At 24.8% G+C, this 20,155-nt stretch carries 12 protein-coding genes and 1 tRNA gene; 1 reads left to right on the top strand and 12 read right to left on the bottom strand.

Translation table 11 applies throughout. From position 1 onward, the window contains the following. Nucleotides 1-106 precede the first annotated feature (106 nt). From ACYUET_RS09870 to polA, 9 genes are all read right to left on the bottom strand, one after another. Complete coding sequence (locus tag ACYUET_RS09870) at nt 107-2,143, bottom strand: sensor histidine kinase (RefSeq protein ID WP_460279198.1); 2,037 nt, start codon at nt 2,141-2,143, stop codon at nt 107-109. Continuing rightward, nucleotides 2,136-4,055, bottom strand: coding sequence for a sensor histidine kinase (locus tag ACYUET_RS09865; protein WP_460279197.1), 1,920 nt, complete (start codon nt 4,053-4,055; stop codon nt 2,136-2,138). Before ACYUET_RS09865 ends, ACYUET_RS09870 begins: the two co-directional genes overlap by 8 nt. A 397-nt stretch (nt 4,056-4,452) precedes the next feature. Further along, nucleotides 4,453-6,741, bottom strand: a complete 2,289-nt coding sequence (locus ACYUET_RS09860) for a YhgE/Pip domain-containing protein (protein ID WP_460279195.1) — start codon at nt 6,739-6,741, stop codon at nt 4,453-4,455. A 38-nt stretch (nt 6,742-6,779) separates the two neighbouring features. Beyond that, nucleotides 6,780-9,056, bottom strand: a complete 2,277-nt coding sequence (locus tag ACYUET_RS09855; protein ID WP_460279193.1) for a YhgE/Pip domain-containing protein — start codon at nt 9,054-9,056, stop codon at nt 6,780-6,782. Nucleotides 9,057-9,729: 673 nt separating this feature from the next. After that, nucleotides 9,730-9,812 (bottom strand) — tRNA-Leu (locus ACYUET_RS09850). A gap of 430 nt (nt 9,813-10,242) precedes the next feature. After that, nucleotides 10,243-11,361 (bottom strand): glycosyl hydrolase family 8, encoded by a 1,119-nt coding sequence (locus ACYUET_RS09845; RefSeq protein ID WP_460279191.1) that lies wholly within the window; start codon nt 11,359-11,361, stop codon nt 10,243-10,245. Between the two features lie 31 nt (nt 11,362-11,392). Then, nucleotides 11,393-11,947 (bottom strand): lytic transglycosylase domain-containing protein, encoded by a 555-nt coding sequence (locus ACYUET_RS09840; RefSeq protein ID WP_460279190.1) that lies wholly within the window; start codon nt 11,945-11,947, stop codon nt 11,393-11,395. Nucleotides 11,948-12,033: 86 nt separating this feature from the next. Continuing rightward, nucleotides 12,034-12,630 (bottom strand): dephospho-CoA kinase, encoded by a 597-nt coding sequence (coaE, locus tag ACYUET_RS09835; RefSeq protein ID WP_460279188.1) that lies wholly within the window; start codon nt 12,628-12,630, stop codon nt 12,034-12,036. A gap of 22 nt (nt 12,631-12,652) precedes the next feature. Beyond that, a complete protein-coding gene (gene polA, locus ACYUET_RS09830; protein ID WP_460279186.1) occupies nt 12,653-15,268 on the bottom strand; it encodes a DNA polymerase I in 2,616 nt (871 codons plus the stop codon). A 533-nt stretch (nt 15,269-15,801) separates the two neighbouring features. Between polA and ACYUET_RS09825 the strand changes: the two genes are divergently transcribed. Continuing rightward, nucleotides 15,802-17,028 carry an aminopeptidase gene (locus ACYUET_RS09825; protein ID WP_460279185.1) on the top strand — a complete coding sequence of 409 codons (1,227 nt, stop codon included), beginning with the start codon at nt 15,802-15,804 and terminating at the stop codon, nt 17,026-17,028. Nucleotides 17,029-17,358: 330 nt separating this feature from the next. Here ACYUET_RS09825 and ACYUET_RS09820 read toward each other — a convergent pair whose 3' ends face one another. From ACYUET_RS09820 to ACYUET_RS09810, 3 genes are all read right to left on the bottom strand, one after another. Next, the gene (locus tag ACYUET_RS09820) at nt 17,359-17,496 is read right to left on the bottom strand and encodes a clostri-philic family protein (protein ID WP_460279183.1); all 138 of its coding nucleotides are present in this window, start codon (nt 17,494-17,496) and stop codon (nt 17,359-17,361) included. 379 nt (nt 17,497-17,875) lie between these two features. Continuing rightward, a complete protein-coding gene (locus ACYUET_RS09815; protein WP_460279182.1) occupies nt 17,876-18,484 on the bottom strand; it encodes a superoxide dismutase in 609 nt (202 codons plus the stop codon). 358 nt (nt 18,485-18,842) lie between these two features. Further along, on the bottom strand, nt 18,843-20,051 hold the full coding sequence (locus tag ACYUET_RS09810; protein WP_460279181.1) for an NADP-dependent isocitrate dehydrogenase: 1,209 nt from the start codon (nt 20,049-20,051) through the stop codon (nt 18,843-18,845). Between the last annotated feature and the right edge of the window lie 104 nt (nt 20,052-20,155).

The raw sequence follows: 20,155 nt of genomic DNA, 5'->3' as shown, positions 1-20,155 counted from the left end.
ACTACATATTATCCTACATATAACTGACTTTAAAAATCTAAAAAAGCCATCCAAAAAAAAATCTTTGAGATGACTTATTTATTATATTAATTAATCTCTTTGCACTTTATTCCATATAAATATCTGAAAATTCAACATCAACTTTTTCCTCAATATTATTCATTTCTATACAATATTGAAGTTCTGTATCATATTCTTGCTTTGTAATTGGAAAACTTATAGTAAATAAATTACCTTCTTCACTTGAAGTGAGTTCAATTTTACCGCCTTGCAATTCTATAAGTGCCTTACTTAAAAACAAACCTAATCCGCTACCCTCTTTAAGTCTATTAAGAGATTTATTTATTTTGGTAAATTTATCAAATACATATGGAATAGTATCTTCTTCAATTCTATATCCATTATTTTGCACATGTATTATAACATTATTATTTATTAAACTTATATTTACTTGTATTTCTCCGCCTTTTTTACCATACTTAACTGAATTCGAAATAATATTTAATATAATTCTTTCTATCATGTCCTTGTCACATTTAACATAAATTTCCTCAGATTCAGAATCAAATATTAAATCAATTCCCGCTCTATTTATATACTTATTACATGCTATAGAAATATTCTCTACTACCTCAACTATATTATAATTCTTAAAATCTGGCTTAAGATAACCTTCTGAAATTCTGTTGGTATCAATAAAATTATTAATAGTTCTTATTAATCTTAAAGAATTTTGTTTTATTATCTTATTATTTTTTTTAATACTATCTATATTTTCTTGCTTTAAATATATTTCATTAAGTTGAATTGCAGAATAAATTAAATTTATAGGAGTTCTAAGTTCATGTGAAACATTTGAAAAAAATTGATTTTTCAGTTCTTCTTCTCTTAAATATTTTTCTAGTTTATTTCTCATTATTTTAGTTTTATTTAATTCAGTTACATCATGTATATATATAAGTTTACTATTTACATCAACATATACTATAAATAAATCAACCACTATATTATTACATTTCATTTTCGCATCTGTAATATGAATTTCTCTATCATTGAATTCTTTTAAATCAAAATCAAAATGATTCTCTACAAATGTGTCTAATTCAATTCCCAAAATTTCTTCTTTATTAATATGATTTAATAACCCTAAACCGGTTCTATTTATATATTCTAGTTTATCTTCTGAAAACAAAAATACACCATCATAAACTGAATCAATAAGCTTATTATATTTACTATGACTCTTCTCTATCATAATATTAGTATCATTTAAAATTCTATTTCTTTTTTTAATTGTACCAAGTAATTCTATATTAACCTTATTAGCTAATTCTAAGTTTTTTCTCATACTTTTAACTGAATCACTTATAAACCAGCTAACAAAACCTCTATATAATAAATATATTCCGCTTAAATTTAGACATGCTGATATAACAAGGAATTCATTATACCCCTTTATCACTACTATATTGCTTATATGTCCAAAAAATCTTAAGAATACATATATATACATTATTTTAATTAAAAAATTGCTTAATATTTTACCATAATTTAATAATGAAAATATCATAAAAAATGTTATTACAGAAACTGTTAACAAATTAAAAATAATTATAAAATTTAAATCTTCAGCACTATTAAATATATAAATATTATTAAATACATAAATATTATTAAACAAAATTAAAATCATAATCCCAACAAAGATATATACTAATACAGCCTTTTTTATATTAATTTGTTTATTAATAAAATAAAATCCTAGAGATAATATTGTAAATTCAAAACAATATAATATATTAGTAAAGAATATATAATAACCAACAGAGACTTGTTCAAATATATAATGTGGAAGAAACAAATTCAATATAGTAAATAAGCATATAAAAATGTTCTCCATTCCTAAATATTGTACAATATGATTTTTCAAAACGCTTATTTTTACTAAACATATATAAGCAATTCCCATATTCATTGATATATTTATGCAGATGTTTATTGTATTGTATAACTTATATTTTTTAGTAAAAACAAAATATAAATTATATATTATAAACATTATTAACCCTTCAATAGAAATAAATTCTAATTTTTCATTATTACTAAATCTTCTAAGTAATGAATTTTCTTTACTTCTATTCATTGTTATTCTCCTTTTTAAATTTCATTGTTATATCAGTTCCTAATCCAAATTCTGTTTCTATATTAAGTGTACCATTTTGTAATTCTACTAACTTTTTAACTACAAACAGACCTATTCCAGTTCCATTTTTAGATGACACATGATCTTTTTTATCCATTGCATATTTACAAAATGCTTCTTTTATAAAGTCTTTATTCATCCCAATTCCATTATCTATTACAGATATTTTAACTTCATCACCTATCTCTTCTATATTAACGTTTATCTTTCCATTTTTAGACGTAAATTTTATAGAATTTGAAATTAAATTTAAAATTATTCTTTGTATAAATTCAAAATCAAGATTTAAATAAATTTCTTCTTTATTAGTATTAAATATCATTTGAACATTGTTACTTCTAGCATAATCTACAAGTGATGTAACAACATCTTCCACAGCATCTACTACATTAATGTTTTCCAAACTTGGCATTAAATAATCTGAATTTATTTTTGAACTATCAATAAGATTATTGGTTAATCTTATCAAAGAGATACAATTCTTTTTACATATAAAGTTATATTTATCTAAAGCTTGTACATCTTTTTTAGTCATATATATTTTTTCAAGTTGAGTTGCTGAATATATAACATTTATTGGAGTTTTTAAATCATGACTTATGCTAGATAAAAATTCAGTTCTTATTTTTTCTTCAACTATTCTATTTTGCACTTCTTTTTTTATTTCTTCTGTTAATACTTTAGATGTATTATCTTCTATAAGTATTAAATCTTCCATTTTATCTTTATATATAGGTAAAAATTTAGCATTTATAAATTTATCTTCACTTCCTGCATTTAAAACAGCATTAAAATTAGTATTCTTTACTTCATCAGAATTAACAAAATAAATATATTTGCTTAACTTTTCATTAATTATTTCTTTTATGTTTGAAACATTTACTAATTCTAAAAATGCTTTATTAGTAAATAGTACTCTATCATTTTTTGTACTAACTAATATAAGAGGATGTGGCATAAACCTAAAAAATGTTTCATATAGGTATTCTTTATTTTTTAAACTATTAATTGATTTTTCAAGTTGTTTATTTTTAACTAATATATCTTTTGATAAATTACTTAAACTTTCATTTTTCTTCATTAAAGATTTACATAAATGTTTATATGGATTTTTTATTAAATTAGTTGAAAATATATTCCAGAATATATTGAACGATACTAATATTAACAATTCTCTTAGGTATATAAAAATACTTAATTCATATAAATTTAAATTATAAAGTATATTGGTTATAAAAATTAAACTTAAAATTAATAAATAATAAATTATAATATTAAAATTACTCTTATTTTTTATTGTTAGTATGTTTTTAACTGATTTTACTGCAAAAAAAATCTGAATAGAAAATAAAAGCATTAAATTAATAGAATTTAAATTTTTATTAAACATAATAAAAATAATACCAATAATAATTTGCAAAATAATATATAATTTTGTATTTGTTTTTTCTTTTTTAACTTTATATTCTATAATCATAAAACTTAAAAATATTTCTAAAAATATCACAATATTAGTGAATACATCCATTTCAGTATCGTAATTGCATTTAAGTGATATATTCGCCATATTTTTTATAAATACTATTAAATAGATAAGCATTGTTAAATAAGTAAAAATATAAATTTTCTGTATTACATGTTGATTATACATTTGAGCTATTGGCTTCAATAAAATTACAAAAGCCAAAGCACCTATTAAATAATAAGTTTTAAAAAATAAAATTAAAGTTAAATAATCTCCTTTAAAAAATAAACTCATTATACAGTAAAATATTACACTTAAAAAGCAAGTATTTATTACATTTTTTTGGTTAATAAATGTAACATTTCTTATTCTTTCATAATTCTCCATTATTTCCTCACCTTCTATTAATTTTACTTTATTATGCTTTAAATGTACATAATGTTTTTTACACTTTTGTAAAATTAAGTTGATTTTTTCATTATTAACAGTAAAAAACTTTATATATACCTATATAAATTAACATTTGATATAAATTAATCCTATATTTAAGGAACATTCAAAAAAATAATAACCTTGTATACTTGTCTATTTTGCGTCATACTGCATCAGCTAATTTATCTAATACTTTATGCTATTAACTAAACTTGCTTCCTTGTCTGATACAGAATATACATAATCTCTTTGCTCTATTATTTTATTTGATGTTCCTAAATTTTTATATTTACTAAAAATAAAAAAAGCTGCATAACCAAATAAATAGTTATGCAACTTTTATTATAAATACTTAATGTCGAAGTATTCCACTATCGCTTAATTTTTTAACAAGTTTTTCTGTTGTTTTACTAGTAACCCCTTTTAATGTCACTCCACATATTAATGAAACTATCATATAGATAGACAATATAGCTATATCTTTAATTAATATAGGATATACTATTCCCGCCATAATTTGTCTCATTCCATTTATAGCATAAGTAAATGGTAAATACGGAAATACTTTTTGGAATAATACAGGTGTAACTTCTATTGGAAAGTTACCACTTGTTCCTGCAATTTGTAACACTAGTATAATTACTATAATAGCTTTTCCAACATCATCCATCAAGCTTCCTGCAGTGTATATAACTGTCATAAATACTATACTAACAAATACTGTATAAAAAACATACATAACTGGATGTAAAGTATAACTGCCTAACATTACCAAAGTCCCTATACTTGCTACAATTGATTGACATATTGCAAGTGATAAAAATAATAATAATTTTCCTAAATATATTTCATACCCTTTAAATTCTATATCATCATCAAATTTAGGTGCTTGTAATGACATTAATGCAGATGACAATAAACCTCCTACCCATAAACATAATATTGTATAAAATGGTGTAGCAGTTGACCCATAATTAGGCCATGGAAATAATCTATTATCTTCTATTTCAACTGGGCTAGATAAAAAATTACTTTGACTTTCCCAATCATTAGTTACCATATCTAATAATTCATCAATTTGATCTTTTTCATCTAATCTTCTAAGTTTATACGCTAATTTATGTATTTTCTCTTCAATATCAGGAAAATCATTTTTTAGCTTAACTAATTGATCGTTAGACAAATCAGATATTTCTGTGAAACTATTTAATATATTCTCAACGTCTGGTAATATATCTTTTCCTTGTTCTAGCAATATTAATCCACTGTCTGATATATCTCTAATAGATTTAAAACCTTGTTCTATCTCAGGTACAAGTTGTGAATCATAATTATCTACAAACGTAGCAACTAATGAATGTACATCATCTAGTATCTTTCTTGTATCTTTAATAGCTGGAATATCTAATCTTCCTTCATTCTCTATTTTTTGAGCTTCCTCTTTTGATCTGTCAATAACAACATCTAATCTATCATCAATTGTATTTAATTTATCAATACTATCTGAAATTTCTCTACTAAGTTTCTTTAAATCTTTTTGCACACTTTTTAGATATTTTAAATCCTTTTTATTCGAAGCTTCCTCTTTAGCTGCTTCTTCTGGATTGTCATTTGATACTTCCTTTAATTTTATATCTATATCACTAAGTTTATCTATATATGATTTCATTTCTTTTAGTTGAGTTTTAGTAGTTTTAATAACTTTCTTTAATGAATCAGCTGAATTGCCAAGCTCAATAAAACCTTTTTTTGCAACTTCAGGTAATATCTTATCATCAAGATTTCCTAATATTACACTTGAAGCATCTAAAGCATTTTCTGACATAACTAATTTGTCTTTAATTATTGGAGACATATCAGCAAGATTTCCTTCGGTTTGATCTAATGAAGATTGACTATTATCTATAAACTGAGTTGTTGCATCAATTGTATCAGATACTATTGGTACCATTTCATCTGCTTTTTGCAATAATTTAGTCATACTTATAGTACCTTCTATTGCATCATCTAAATCATTTCTTAAATCTGGCATATTCTCATCTAATTCATATATAGCATCAATAATTCTTCTAAGTTTTGATCGATTTTCGTCTGCATCTAATCCTGTTTCATTACATATTCTAAGCATTGCCCCTGATATGGTTTTTGTAATATTATCATCAATTTGTCCTTTTAATGTTTTTATTCCTGCATCTGTCATCTTAGGGGCTATTACATTTTTCTTCTCATTTACAGTATATATTAACTTTGGTTTTTCAACCTCTTTACCTGTAACAGTAGTAACAGCTTCTGAAAAACCATCTGGTATTTCAATAGTTGCATAATATTTTTCTTCTAATAAACCTTTTTTAGCAGTTTCTTTATCAACAAAAGTCCAACCTAGTTTATCATTTTCTTGTAATTTCTCAACTAAATCTTCCCCTAAATTTATATCTCTTTCTTTAAATACAGTTCCCTTATCCTCATTAATAATAGCTACTTTAATTCCCTTTGTGCTTGAATATGGATCCCATGATGCCTTTATATTAACTAGCGAATATAAAGATGGAACAATTATAAGTACTATCATCATAGTTAATGCAGCCCAATTAGTAGCTATTGTAACCATGTCTCTTTTGTAAATTCTAAATATATTCTTCATATTTATTACCTCTGTTATCCAAATATATAAAGTGATTCTTAAGCACTCATTATTTGACTTTCTTTTAACTTTTTACCAAACTTTTTACTTCTTTTATTCACTGTTTTTCTAAATAATAATCCAATAATAAGCGATACAAACATAAATATACATAATATAATTGTATCTTTAAAAAGCACTGAATACACTATACCAGCCATTATTTGTCTCATTCCACTTATGGCATATGTGAATGGCAAATATGAAAACATCTTTTGGAATACTTCGGGATTAACTTCTATTGGGAAATTTCCACTTGCCCCTGCAACTTGTATTACCAATAATACTACCCCAAACATTATTCCTGCATTTCCAAACACACTAACAGCAGTATAAATTATAATCATAAATACAATACTTACAAATATAGTATATAGCATAAATAATATTGGATGAATTGCATAACTTCCTAAAAGTACTAACGCTCCTCCACCTGCTATTATTGCTTGTCCTATTCCTATTAATAAGAAGAATAACATTTTACCAAAGTATACTTCATAGGATTTAAATTCATCTCCATCTTCAAATGGATGTGCTTCTGTTCCTAAAATAATTGATAGCATATACCCACCAATCCATAAACATAAAACTGTATAAAATGGTGTTGTTGCTGAACCATAATTTGGCCACGGAAATAATCTATTATCTTCTATCTCAACTGGACTAGATAAGAAATTACTTTGTGATTCCCAATCATTTGTTATCATATCAAATATTTCATTAAATTTATCTTCGTCATCAAACTCTCTAAATTTATCAGCTAACTCATGTACATTATCCTTAAATTCTGGAAATTTATCTTTTAATTTTACTAATTCATCAGTAGATAAATTTGCAAAGTCTTCAGATACACTTAATATTTCTTCAAAATTTGGTAAGGTATTTCTTCCTAATTTTAATACTTCTGACACGTTATCTGAAATAATTTTTACTGAATCAAATCCATCTTGAATAGCTGGAACAATTTCAGAATCATAACTATCTGTTATTTCAGTTACTTCTTTATGAATATCATCTATTACACTTTTCATATCTCCAATAACTTGGGTATCTAATTGTTTGCCATTATCTAATTCTTCAACTTCTTCATCTGCTCTATCTTTAACAACATTAAGTCTTTCACTAATATTGTCTAATTTATCTGTAATTTTAGTGATTTTTCTACTGATATCTTTTATATTACTTTGTATACTTTTTAATGAATTAAGTTGTTTGTTTATTTCAGATGATCCATCTTTATCTTCAAGACCTATAGTAAATTTTGAAAAATCTATTCTACTTATTTTATCTAACATTTTCTTTATATTTTTAAGTGAAGAAGCCGTATCATGAGTTAATGTACTTCCCGTATCAGCAGTATCTGAAACTGCTATTAATGTTTTCTTATAAACTTCAGGAATTATATTTTCTTGAAGATTTTGAAGCTGAACACTTGTAGTATCAAGCAAATTTTCCGACATAACTAAATCTTCTTTTATTGTTGGTGATATATCTGATAATTCACCTTGTGTTTTATCAAAAAATGTTTGAGTATTTTCTAAAAACTCATCACTTAAATCTATTGTATTAGAGACATTTGGAAGTACTTCATTCATTTTTACAACTAAATCTGAAAGTTCTCCTGTACCATCTATTGCTTTATCTAATAAAGATTCAAGTTCTGGTATGTTTTCATCTAATTCATATATTTGATCTATTGTTTTTCTATATTCAGGTCTATTCTTATCTAATTCAATTCCAAATTCGTCACAAGCTCTAAAAAGGACTCCAGAAACTGTTTTTACAACATTATCATCAATTTGATTTTTTACAGTCTTAACTCCTGCATCCGTAATTTTAGGTGCTATTGCATTTTTCTTTTCATTTACAGTATATATTAGTTTAGGTCTCTTAACATTTTTTTCTACCAACGTCGTGACATTTTCAGAAAAGTCTTCAGGTATTTCAATCATTGCATAATACTTTTCATATAGTAAACCATTCTTTGCTGTATCTTTGTCCACAAATGTCCAGTCCATCTTGTCATTCTCTTTCAAATTGTCTACTAATTCATCACCTAAATTTATATCTTCTTCTTTAAAAGTTGCACCTTTATCCTCATTAACAACTGCAATCTTAATACCACCTGTATTTGAATATGGATCCCATGATGCTTCTATATTAACTAATGAATAAAATGATGGAATAACCATAAGTCCTAACATTACAACTACTGCTACCCAATTTGTAAATGTATTAACTACATCCCGTTTAAAAATTCTTATTATATTCTTCATGATGCTTACTTGTTAGAATCTATAATGATATTATAAATCCTAATCTAATCCCCCCTCTATACTTATTATATAGATAATAAATTCTTTATCGATTGGTTAAAATTCATATATATTATAATTAAAGCTTTTTAAGACTCCTTTATTATTATAAAGGAAAATTTAAAGCTTTTAAATAGCTTTAATTCTTGATAAATATGTCACAAATGTATTATTAGTAACTAATTAGTTCCTATTTATAATACTTTAAAAGTAATTTATAACACACTTTTTATATATTGTATAAAATGACTATAAGTCATTTTATGCTTAATTGCAAGCTAGGAATACGTTTTCTTAAATATTTTTTTATTTTATAAATAAATAAAAATACTATGCATATAATATTCTTACTCTTAAAATATGTATAGTATCTTCATATAAAAACATATGTATTAATCAGTCATCCTAAAATAATTAACCTATAAATTAATAGTCTTTATTATAAGTCTATTTTTTTAATGTATCATATATACTTTTAAATATTATTTTATGTAAATATTGTAACAAAAATAAACAATTATAATATATAATTATTATCAGTTAATATAAAAAATACACACACGTATCGACTATTTTTTATCAAAAGACGTGTGTGCAAATCTAATCCTTTAGGTGGTTAAAACCCTATAAACAGTGCAGGTAACGGGACTTGAACCCGTACGTCACTACAACACACGCCCCTCAAACGTGCCTGTCTGCCAGTTCCAGCATACCTGCATATATTCTTCATATTTAATTGTAAAACATTTTTATAACTTCTTCAATCATAATTTACGGAACATATCTAAGGTCTTCTATAATTGATAAATAACAATGAACAATTATAGACTAAATCTCTGCAAGATTTTTAAAGCATATATTTTATTATAAATTCTTTAAAAATTACTTAATCAATTGCTCATTGTAAATTATCACTTCAAACTCCTCTATACTCTTAAGTCTTTATAAAATTTTAACGCTATGTTTTAAAAACTTATATATGTTCTAATTAAGTTAATACATATATAATATTAACTTAGAATAATATATCATAAATTTTCTATATAAGCTCCTCACTATACTGATGAGTCATAGCATTTATAAATATCCTAAGATTTATATTACTGAATAAACCTTAATGGAACTTATATCTCTTCATATTATCTTACTAATATTTAAAATATCTATATGACATTAAAGCATTTAAATTATCATAAGAATAAACTTGACTTCCATCTTCCATTCCATATCCACCGTATATTGGGCTATTTAAATTACTTATTTGAAATGCACGAATTTTATTCATAGCAAGGTTTGCTAATTCCTCATCATTCATTCTAGATGCCATTTGTACTATAAATGAATATATTGATGTTGATTCTATATTAGATACCACTTTTCCATCTTGTGAGTATGAAGTTGAAATAAAGCCATCCGTTTTAAATCTATTTTTAATCCACTCAGCACTTTTACTTATATCCTGACCATTTTCTTGCCTATTAAGTATTACAATCATAGATAAAAGTGTATCAATGTTGTCATTATCATCATAAGTTCCTTGCTTTCTATTAAATTCTTTTTTATATAGAGGCACTTCATCACTTATATATCCATTATTTATAATTTGTACTGAAGCATTTAATACCTTTTTCCATGAAGAATCTAAATTTGATAACATTCTTAATGTTTCAATATCTAAATAACATAAAGTAGTAATATCACTCATTTTATATCTATCATTAAAATCTACAATAGTACTATTGTCTACAAGCTCTTTATATATTCCCTTAGATATTTTAATAGCCATTACTCTATAGCTTTTACTATTCCATCTTTTTTCTGCTAATAGTAGTGCTTTAACTATTCTTAAATCATCAATTGTTGCAGATGTATCCGATTTTATACCTGCTTCTACTCTCCAGCTTATAAGATTATTAGAAAGTATCATATTATTTTTTATATATTCTAATGTTTTATCAAACATTATCTTATCATTTTTTTCTAAACTATATAACAACATTATACCTTGAGATTCTGATAATATAGCATGACCTTTTGTTATATCTCCCTCTGATTTTATATCAGCATAATTTGTATATATGCCCCCATTACTATCTACTAAATTGTTATTCACAAAATCAAATAACATATTTTCTTCTTTTGATACATTTGCTCCTAACCATACTTTTTCACTATATACTGTCCTAAAATAAGGAGCTGCAATATAATATATTACAGTACTTATTAATAATAATGTTGCACCAATTAATATAACTTTTTTCTTCATATTTCCCCTCATCTTTTTTATAAATATTTATTTACTTATCGTACAAATATTTATAAATATTATAGTAAGTAGTTACTTTGTCTAAATATTTTTTTGTTTCCTTAAAAGGTATATAACTTAAATCTATTCCATTTTCCGAAAGTTCTTCATCTTTAAGCCACTTATTAACGTTTCCTGGTCCTGCATTATAACCTGCAACTATAAGTTCTAAATTTCCATTAAACATTTTTCTTAATTCACTTAGATACCAACATCCCATTTTTATATTATATTCTTCATCAAACAATCTCTCTTTAGAAAAATCATTTAAATTCATTTTGTCAGCGGCCCATTCACCAGTTTCTATTGTTATTTGCATAAGACCTAATGCTTCTTTGTTAGAACGTGCATTTTTATCAAAATTACTTTCTGTTTTCATAACTGCCAATACAAAAAATGGATCAAGATCATACTCTTTGCTATATTTATCTACATATTCTTTATATTTATAAGGAAAAAATACTTGTTTTATTAAATACTTAGACCCAATCCCTATAGCTATTAAAATTAATACTACTATAAGAAATTTACTTTTTCGCGCTCTCATGTTTTTCTCCTTACTAAATTATTTATATACTCAATTAATGTATAACTACTTAATATCTACTAAACATTATAAAATCCAATTAAAAATTATAATATTTTTATAAAATCAATTAAATCATACACTTGCTTTTGTGTATCAATCAAATCCCCATTGTTATCAATAATAATATTTGAATAATTTTTCTTCTCATTTAAAGGCATTTGTGCATTTATACGACTTATTGTTTCTGCTTGAGTTAAATTATCTCTTTGTTTTACTCTTTGAATTTGTGTTTTATTGTCTGCGCAGACAAGTACAACATAATCTACTTCTTCATGCATTCCATTTTCTATTAAAGTTGGTGCATCTATTATTACTACCTTTTCACCTTGCTTTTCATATTTTTCTACTTTATTCTTTATTTCATTTTTTATATAAGGCATAATAATATCTTCATATTTTTTTCGTTGTTTTGGGAATTTAAAAATATGATTTCCAAATTCTCTTCTTCTAAATTCTCCTCTCCAATCAAAAAATCCTGATCCAAATTCAATTTTAACTCTATCTAAAATTTGAGGATTTTTCTCTAAAACCTCTTTTGCAGTCATATCCGCATCTATAACAATAAAATTTTCATTCCTAAACATACTAGATATAGTGCTCTTTCCAGTTCCTATACCCCCTGTTAACCCTATTTTTATCATTTAAAAAGTTCATCTCCCATTTTTATTTTGCATCATACCAAGTTGCACCATATTTTAAATCGACATCAAGTGCTACATTTAATTTAATAGCATTTTCCATTTCTTCTGTTACTAATTTTTCAACTATATCAAATTCATCTTTTTTTACATTCAATATAAGTTCATCGTGTACTTGAAGTATTAATTCACTTTTTAAGTTATTTTCTTTTAATTTATTATAAACATTAACCATAGCAAGTTTTATAATATCAGCTGCACTTCCTTGTATTGGTGCATTCATTGCTAATCTTTCGCCTAATGCTTTTACTATTTTATTAGAAGATTTAATTTCTGGTATAAATCTTCTTCTATTTAAAATAGTAAGTACATATCCTTTTTCTTTAGCATACTCACTCACATAATTTAAATATTCCTTTATTTTAGGATATCTTTCAAAATAAATAGCCATATATTCACTTGCTTCTTTTTTAGTTATCTTTAAGTCTTGTGCTAAACTAAAATCACTTATACCGTATACTATTCCAAAATTTACTGCTTTAGCATTACTTCTCATTATAGATGTAACTTCATCAACTGGCACTTTAAAGACCTCTGATGCAGTTTTAGTATGAATATCACTATGATGTTTAAATGCTTCTATCATATTTTTATCATCTGCAACATGAGCTAAAACTCTTAATTCTATTTGAGAGTAATCACAAGAAATTAATACATCATCTTTTTCTCTAGGAATAAATACTTTTCTTATTTCCTTACCCATTTCATATTTTATTGGAATATTTTGAAGGTTAGGCTCTGTACTTGATAATCTTCCTGTAGTTGTAACAGTCTGATTAAAATTTGAATGTATGCACCCATCTTCATCTATTACATTTTTTAAGCCTTCTACATATGTAGAATTAATCTTAGTAATTTGTCTATAATACATTACTTTAGATATTATTGGATGTTTATCAAGTAACTTTTCTAAAACTTCTTGATTTGTTGAATATCCTGTTTTAGTTTTCTTAATAACAGGTAAATCAAGTTTTTCAAATAGAATTTTTCCTAATTGTTTTGGTGAACTTATATTAAATTCTTCTTCTGCTAAATCATATATTTCCTTTGCAGTTTTTTCAATCTGTTCATTAAATTTTACTCTTAATTCTTCTAACTTTTCTCTATTTATATTAAATCCAATGCTTTCCATAGATGATAATACATATATTAATGGATGTTCTACTGTATAATACAACTCATCCATGTTTTCCTTTGTAAGTTTCTCTTTTAATGTATCATATAATTTTTTTAAATAACTACAACATATTCCTTTAAGATTTATTCCTTCACCTTTAATGTTTTTGCCTAAATATTGATTTATTAAATCTAATATCTCATAATTATTTTTTGAAGAATCAATTAAGTATGCAGATATAGCTGTATCAAAATCAAATCCTTCAATTCCTATATTATATTTATTTAAAAATGTAATTAAATTTTTACCATCATGTATTACTTTATTTATGCTTTTGTCTTCCATAAAATTCTTTAAAAGTTTTAAAGCTTCATCTTTATTTTCCATACTTACCAGTTTAAAATCTATAATATTAGCTTTATTTTCTTGTCCTAATATCAAATGTTCTAACTCTAACTTAGAATATTTAGATTGATTACTTAAAGTAAATAAAATATAACTTCTATCTTTAATACTTGATAAAGTTTCTTTCATATCATTTAATGTTTCAATAATATTAATTTCTATATTATTAATTTCAGCTAGCTCTTCCTCTTCATTATTCGAATTATACTTTGCAAGTACAGACTTTAATTGAAGATTTATAGCCAATTTTTTTAATTCTTCTAAATTAACCTCATTATCACTTTCTATATCTTCTATAGATAATTCAATAGGAACTTCTCTCATTATAGTAGCTAATCTCTTAGAAAATACAGCCTGTTCCATATTATTTTCTAAGTTTTCTTTCAACTTTTTCCCACTTATTTCTGGAATATGTTTTAATACCTCTTCAACAGATCCATATTCTTTAATAAGTTTAAATGCAGTCTTTTCACCAATACCTGCAACCCCTGGAATATTATCAGATTTATCACCCATAAGTCCTTTTACATCAATAAATTGAGTTGGTGTTATTTCAAATTCATCCATAAACGCTTTATAATCATAAATTGCTGTTTCTGTAACACCTTTTTTAGTTATTACAATCTTAGTATTTTCTGAAGCTAATTGAAGAGCATCCTTATCCCCAGTAACTACAAAAACTTCCATACCATTTTCTTCAGCAAATTTAGATATAGTTCCAATTAAATCATCTGCTTCAAAACCATCTATTTCAAAAGTTTTTATCCCCATAAATTTCAGTAATTCTTTAATTATTGGAAATTGTTCACCAAGTTCTGGTGGCATTTTCTTTCTTCCTGCTTTATATTCTTCATATTCTTTATGTCTAAATGTTGGCGCTTTTCTATCAAACGTAGCAATTATGCTATCTGGATTTATTTCATCTTTCATCTTAAATAACATGTTTGTAAAGCCGTAAATAGCATTAGTATTTATTCCTTCGCTATTTGTAAGAGGAGGCAATGCATAAAAAGCCCTGTTCATTAGTGAGTTTGAATCTAAAATTAATAACCTTTTCATTTCTAATCCTCCTAGTAATAATATTAAATAAATTTATGTATTGTTTATTAATTTAAAGTAGTCATACATTAACATTATACTATCTTTATTAAGTAAAATCATTATTCTTTAATAAAGGTAACCATATTTTCTAATATTAATTCATATAAATCTTAAAAAGCAACTCTTTTGTCTATAAATTATAAATAGATTTATTATTAAAATATTTTTTAATTCCAATCTTAAATATAGTATTTGTTTAAATTTATATAAATAAATTTAGACATTTTATCAAAATAGTGACATAATAAATATCAAATGATTATTAAATCTATATTTTAAAATTTCTATCTTCTAAAAATTTACTAAAATTATAGTTAATACTTTATTTTAGAGTGTTAATAATAACATTTATTTAAAATATAGTCAAAATATCGGTATATATTTTAAATAAATACTAATATTGTAAAAATTAATTGAATATTAATCTATGTTTTAATTAGTATTAATAAAACATAGCTGAAGATTAAAATAATTTATGAGGTGATTGTTAAATGTTTAAAGATTTACTAAAAAACTATGCAAAACTTACTGTAGCTAAAGGAGTAAACTTACAAAAAAATGGTCTTTTGGTTATTAATTCTCCTATAGAATGTAGTGAATTTGCAAGAATGATTGCTGAAGAAGGATATAAAGCAGGTGCTTTAGATGTTTATATAAATTATTCTGATGCAAATTTCAATAAAACAAGATTACTTAATGCTTCTAATGAAACACTAAAGAATGTTTATAAATTTGAACAGGATAAATATGATTATTTTGCTGAAAATGGTGCTGCATTTATAAGTATTTCTGCTTCTGATCCAGACCTTTTAAAAGATGTAGATTCATCTAAAATTTCTATCTATCAAAAAAGTAGAAGTATGGCATTAAAAAATTATCATGATAGATGTTCATCAAATAGAAATTCATGGTGTATTGTATCAATCCCAACTGAAGCATGGGCAAAAAAAGTATTTAGTGAACTTCCTACTGAAAAAGCTATAGAAAAGCTATGGGATGTAATTTTTGAAATAATGAGACTTAAAAAAGCTGATCCGATAGAAGCTTGGGATGAACATACTTCTATTCTTCATGATAAAGTAAGAGAATTAAATGATCATAATTTTAAATATATTGAATTTAAAAATTCTTTAGGTACAGATTTAAAAATTGAACTTGTAGAAAATCATCTTTGGTGTGGTGGAGAAGATAGATGTGAAGCTGGTTTTAATTTTATTGCTAATATGCCAACAGAAGAGGTCTATTCAATGCCAAAATATGATGGGGTTAATGGTACAGTCTTTAGTTCAAAGCCTTTAAGCTATTGTGGAAATATAATAAATAATTTTTCACTAACATTTAAAAATGGAAAAGTAGTAGATTATTCTGCTGAAATTGGTAATGATGTATTAAAAGAATTACTTGAAACTGATGAAGGATCAAAACATTTAGGTGAAGTCGCTTTAGTACCTTTTGACTCCCCTATATCTAATTCAAATATAATATTTTATAATACGCTTTATGATGAAAATGCATCTTGTCATTTAGCTCTTGGTAATGCTTATTCTTGTTGTATTAAAAATGGAGAAAATATGTCAAAAGAAGAATTAAGTAAAGCTGGCTATAATCATTCACTATCTCATGTTGACTTTATGATTGGAACAAAAGATATGAATATAGTTGGAATCAAAGAAGATGGTACAAAAGTTGAAATATTTAAAAATGGTAATTGGGCATAAATATTAATTCTAAATTAAAACATTTAATTTATTTTAAACTTTATTAGAAGTTATAAAGTTTAAAATAACAACTTCTTAGTATTAGATTATATAGTAATCTAAAGCACATGAAACAAAATAATAAATTAAAAAGGCATTATATATTTTGTATCAGACACTGAAGAAAATTAATTAATATTGAGCTATTAACTCAGTTTACTGACACAATATAACACAATATAGACGATTATATTAATTTATTATTTTTTCAATTTGTCTAATACTAAGAAGTCTGTTTATATTTTATGAATCTAAATTCTTACAATAAAAGTTATTATTTTTATACTACAATTAATCTAAAGGTTCTCCTTGATAATTTGTATATTCTGGTGGATTTTTTGGATCTCCAACATTATCTTGATTACCATGAAGTTTCTGTCTTCTTTTACCTTTTTGCACTCGGTTGCATGCGCCAGGTTTATTTACCATATTAAACACATCCCTTCTTTAAATTTCTTCTGTAAATAAAAAACTACATTATATTTCTTAAATGTATCTCTTAAATATTTTGTACTTATATAACAATTTAATTCATTCTAATTTTTTACATATATATTTTTTATTTGAAAAACACAAAAATTAATACCTTCTACCTTATTAGTTTAAAAGTTTATATATTTTATTCTTTTACACTAATTCACACTTTTAATTTTTAATTTAGATTTTATCAGTATTTAATAGTTTAACAATTTTATAATTTTCTCTATTAAAAATACTACCTCTATAAATAAACATAAAAAGTTCTAAATTTTACATAAGATAAAAATCCTATCTAAAACTTAGAACTTCAACTAATATATTCTAATTATTAACAGTTATAAAGTTCCTCAACTCTTTCCCAGTCAATAATATTCCATATGTTTTTAACATATTCTGCTCTTAAATTCTTATATTTTAAATAATAAGCATGTTCCCAAACATCTATTGTTAATATAGGTGTTAACCCTAAACTTAAAGGAGTATCCTGATTTGATGTACTTATTAATTTTAATTTTCCCTTTTTGTCTTTTGCAAGCCATCCATATCCTGATCCGAACTGATTAATGGATATATTGCTCATCTCTTCCTTTAAATTTTCTAAGTTTCCAAAAGTATAATTTATTTGTTCTAATAACATTCCCTCTGGAGCCTTTTTAGGATTTGGTGATAAAATTGAAAAATATAAATTATGATTTGCCACACCGCCACCTTGATTAATAACACCCTGTCTAATTTTTCTAGGTATTTTAGTTGGATGAGCAAGTATCTCTTCTAATGTTTTTTCATCTGTAAACTTATCATATCCTTCTAATAGTTTATTCAAATTATTTACATAAGTTTGAAGATGTTTTGAATAATGTATTTCTACTGTTTGTGCATCAATATATGGCTCTAATGCATCATATGAGTAAGGTAATTTAATTTTGTCATACTTCATTTCATAATCTCCTATTAATAATTTATAAAAATCTCTATACTATTATATTTATAAATTTTTTTATTATGAAATTTTTTTATTTTGTTATGTTTTAAGTGAATATTAATATTTTAGTATAAGCCTAAACTGGCATTGGAATTTAATCCTGTCCATGAGCTTTATACTATAATATCAACACTATTTTAAAATATACTTCTTTAGGCATATTCAAAAAAATAATAAGTTAATCTTTTGGTCTATTTTGTGTCATACTTCGTCAGCGAAACCTCGCAATAGCCTAACTATTCCGTGGCTTCACTTCCTTGTCTGACGCAAAATATCCTCAAAATCTTTGACTTATTATTTTCTTTCATATGCCTTATAAAATTTCTTCTAATCTATTTCTAATTGCTTCTATAAACTCAAATGTGTTTGCGACTTGTATATTATTATGCTCTGCTAGTACTGCTAAATCTCTTGTCATTACTCCATCTTCTATTGTTTTTATACATGCTTTTTCTAATTTATCTGCAAAAACCATAAGTTCAGAATTTCCATCTAATTCTCCTCTTTTTCTTAATGCTCCTGTCCAAGCAAAAATAGTCGCTATAGAATTAGTTGAAGTTTCCTCACCTTTTAAGTGTCTATAGTAATTATCTTGAACAGTTCCATGTGCTGCCTCATATTCATAATTTCCTTCTGGTGAAACTAATATTGAAGTCATCATAGGAAGTGAACCAAATGCAGTTGCTAACATATCACTCATAACATCTCCATCATAATTCTTACAAGCCCAAATCATTCCACCTTCAGATTTTATAACATTTGCTACTACAGTATCTACCAATGTATAAACATATTTAATTCCTAATTCTTCAAACTTTTCTTTATATTCATTTTCAAACATATCTTGAAAAATATCTTTAAAAGTATGATCATATTTTTTAGAAATTGTGTCTTTAGTTGCAAACCATAAATCTTGTTTTGTATCTACTGCAAAATTAAAACAACTTCTTGCAAAACTTTCTATAGATTTATCTAAATTATGCATTCCAAGCACTATACCATTTCCAGGGAAATTATGTATTAATTCTCTTTTCTCTTCTCCATTTTCTGAAGTAAATACAAGTTCACACTTACCTTTTCCTTCTATTTTCATTTCTACACCTTTATAAATATCCCCATAAGCATGCCTAGCTATAGTTATTGGTTTTTTCCATGTTTTCACATAAGGTTTTATAGGTTCTACTATAATCGGTGCTCTAAATACTGTTCCATCTAAAATTGCTCTTATTGTTCCATTAGGACTTTTCCACATTTCTTTAAGATTGTATTCTTTTACTCTATCTGCATTAGGAGTAATAGTTGCACACTTTACACCTACTTTATGTTTCTTTATTGCATTAGCTGCATCAACTGTTACTTGATCATTAGTCTCATTTCTATATTCTAATCCTAAATCATAATATTCTGTATTCAATTCAATAAAAGGATTCAAAAGTTCTTCTTTTATAAGCCCCCAAATAACTCTTGTCATCTCATCTCCATCCATCTCAACTATTGGTTTAGACATTTTAATTTTTTCCATTCTTATTGCCCCCATTTCTATTTTGTAAGATATTATCTATATTAATATCTCTATAAGTTTCATCTAAAATTCAGCTGTATAAAATCTTTATACTTAAACTTAAA

This window comes from Clostridium sp. CTA-5, from assembly GCF_054768135.1.
The sequence above is the reverse complement of the archived record's forward strand: the minus strand, read 5'-3'. Positions and strand labels throughout refer to the sequence as shown.

What these genes read in the sequence shown, in the direction of transcription:
- ACYUET_RS09855 (WP_460279193.1), bottom strand. Translation starts at nt 9,056, where the DNA reads ATGAAGAATATAATAAGAATTTTTAAACGGGATGTAGTTAATACATTT.
- ACYUET_RS09860 (WP_460279195.1), bottom strand. Translation starts at nt 6,741, where the DNA reads ATGAAGAATATATTTAGAATTTACAAAAGAGACATGGTTACAATAGCT.
- ACYUET_RS09870 (WP_460279198.1), bottom strand. Translation starts at nt 2,143, where the DNA reads ATGAATAGAAGTAAAGAAAATTCATTACTTAGAAGATTTAGTAATAAT.
- ACYUET_RS09840 (WP_460279190.1), bottom strand. Translation starts at nt 11,947, where the DNA reads ATGAGAGCGCGAAAAAGTAAATTTCTTATAGTAGTATTAATTTTAATA.
- polA (WP_460279186.1), bottom strand. Translation starts at nt 15,268, where the DNA reads ATGAAAAGGTTATTAATTTTAGATTCAAACTCACTAATGAACAGGGCT.
- ACYUET_RS09825 (WP_460279185.1), top strand. Translation starts at nt 15,802, where the DNA reads ATGTTTAAAGATTTACTAAAAAACTATGCAAAACTTACTGTAGCTAAA.
- coaE (WP_460279188.1), bottom strand. Translation starts at nt 12,630, where the DNA reads ATGATAAAAATAGGGTTAACAGGGGGTATAGGAACTGGAAAGAGCACT.
- ACYUET_RS09810 (WP_460279181.1), bottom strand. Translation starts at nt 20,051, where the DNA reads ATGGAAAAAATTAAAATGTCTAAACCAATAGTTGAGATGGATGGAGAT.
- ACYUET_RS09845 (WP_460279191.1), bottom strand. Translation starts at nt 11,361, where the DNA reads ATGAAGAAAAAAGTTATATTAATTGGTGCAACATTATTATTAATAAGT.
- ACYUET_RS09815 (WP_460279182.1), bottom strand. Translation starts at nt 18,484, where the DNA reads ATGAAGTATGACAAAATTAAATTACCTTACTCATATGATGCATTAGAG.
- ACYUET_RS09865 (WP_460279197.1), bottom strand. Translation starts at nt 4,055, where the DNA reads ATGGAGAATTATGAAAGAATAAGAAATGTTACATTTATTAACCAAAAA.
- ACYUET_RS09820 (WP_460279183.1), bottom strand. Translation starts at nt 17,496, where the DNA reads ATGGTAAATAAACCTGGCGCATGCAACCGAGTGCAAAAAGGTAAAAGA.